The organism is Corynebacterium sp. HMSC070H05 (assembly GCF_001837615.1).
Classification (GTDB): domain Bacteria; phylum Actinomycetota; class Actinomycetes; order Mycobacteriales; family Mycobacteriaceae; genus Corynebacterium; species Corynebacterium coyleae.
Map to the genome: position 1 here is coordinate 1 of NZ_KV833286.1, position 1,661 is coordinate 1,661.

At 58.1% G+C, this 1,661-nt stretch carries 2 protein-coding genes and 1 pseudogene; 1 reads left to right on the forward strand and 2 read right to left on the reverse strand.

Translation table 11 applies throughout. From position 1 onward, the window contains the following. On the reverse strand, positions 1-539 hold a 539-nt coding region (locus HMPREF2617_RS02230; RefSeq protein WP_246821676.1), incomplete at its 3' end, for a transposase. A gap of 127 nt (positions 540-666) precedes the next feature. On the opposite strand from HMPREF2617_RS02230, the pseudogene HMPREF2617_RS02235 reads away from it, so the two are divergent. Further along, positions 667-1,330: pseudogene (locus tag HMPREF2617_RS02235) on the forward strand (IS256 family transposase); the annotation flags it as partial. A gap of 141 nt (positions 1,331-1,471) precedes the next feature. On the opposite strand, the gene HMPREF2617_RS11990 reads toward HMPREF2617_RS02235, so the two are convergent. After that, positions 1,472-1,661: hypothetical protein (locus HMPREF2617_RS11990; RefSeq protein WP_168168291.1), on the reverse strand; the 190-nt coding region annotated here is incomplete at its 5' end.

The following is a 1,661-nucleotide window of genomic DNA, read 5'->3' on the forward strand; positions in this document are numbered from 1 at the left end:
AACGGCCTAAAACAACTTGACAAAACACACGCGTCGGTGATCGTGCTGATCGTATCCGGGCTCATATCCACCCCCAGGGCGGTGGCGAGATGGTGCTGGATATCACGCACGTTCATCCCGCCGGCGTACAGCGAGATAATCATGTCGTCGAGCTCTGTGAGCCGACGGGAGCCTTTGGGCACCATTGTTGGAGCAAACGTGCCGGCACGATCCCTCGGCATGGTCACTTCCAACGCGCCGTAGCCAGAATCAACGGTTGTGGTGTACGACCCGTTGCGGTGATTGTTCGCCTGTGCGGTTTCCACCCGGGCCTTCGCCTTACGATCGGCATGGCCGTAGCCCAAATGCGCATCCATCTCTGCCTTAAGACCGGCGTTGATCGATGCCTGCAGCAGGCCTTTGACCAGCTCGCTGGCATCATCAGCGGAAGCCGACAGCTCGCTGATCAAGCTGGCCAGCTCAGGATTTTCCATCAGCTTCTCGCTGATCTCGTTGACCCTCGCCGGGTCGTGGCTTTTCTTCGGTGACACCGTAGTCATTATCGGTGAAACTCCTCCTAGATCAGAGCCTCACACACAAACTTCCTGACACCCTCACTGGCGGTGGCCGCCCCTGTATTTCCCAGGGCCCACCATCAGCAAGCGCTACACCACACTAAGGGACGTAACCGTCCATGCGCAGCGCGTCATCCGCCGCTACACCACCTCACGGCCACGAACCGACGCCGGCAAAGCCATCTACGCACTCGCGTTGAAGCTGACCCGTATCACCACACTCGACCAAGCACGGGAGTGGACGCTGCGTCTGCACGACTTCGGGCAGGTATTCAAAACATTCCTCAACGAAAAAACGCCCGTGCCAAAAGAACGCCGCACACTCAATAACCAGTGGGAATGGACCCATCTACGAGTGCGCAAAGCCTACAACTCACTGCTGTATCTATCGCGCAACAACTGGCTGTTTACCTACCTGCAGCCACCACCGAATGCGCTTGAGCCAAAACGCTGGGCGTCAACGACAAACAGTCTGGAAGGCGGCATCAACGCCGGACTCAAACGCATCGCCGACGGGCATCGCGGCAGGTCCGGGGAACGCCAACGGAAAATGCTCGAGTGGCACCTCCACACCAAAAAAGCAACTGCCTGACGATCCGTTAGACATCGCCAGGCAGTGCAATTTTGGTCAAGATCAACTCGCCAAAGTCAACGATCTTGCCGAAGAAGACCACAACAAAGCCGACCAAGAAACAGGACGACCAGCCTTCTACGACAACGCTATCCCAACCGAGTACGAACACTCGATAGGAATCAGAAAAGGCCTCATGAAGTAACAAACAGTGTGTCCGCCCCGCGACACGCCGAGCGGACACACTTTTTGCTACTTAACCCGCGATTTGCGTCTTTGCTTAACGACGAAGCGCCGCCCCACCCCTTCCGGAGCCAGGCGGCGCTACATGCGATCTTTTCGCGCGCTACTTCTTGCCGAAGCTTGCGATCGGGCCGAGGACTCGGTCGATCGGGAATGCCAGCAGCAGCGACAGAACACTGAGCACTGCGACTACGCCCGCGATGATGACGCTAATCGGCGCGTTGCTCGAGCCCTTGGAGTCATCCTGGCCCTCGACCGGCCCCTCCGGCTTGGTTTCCGGCTTGGTTTCCGGC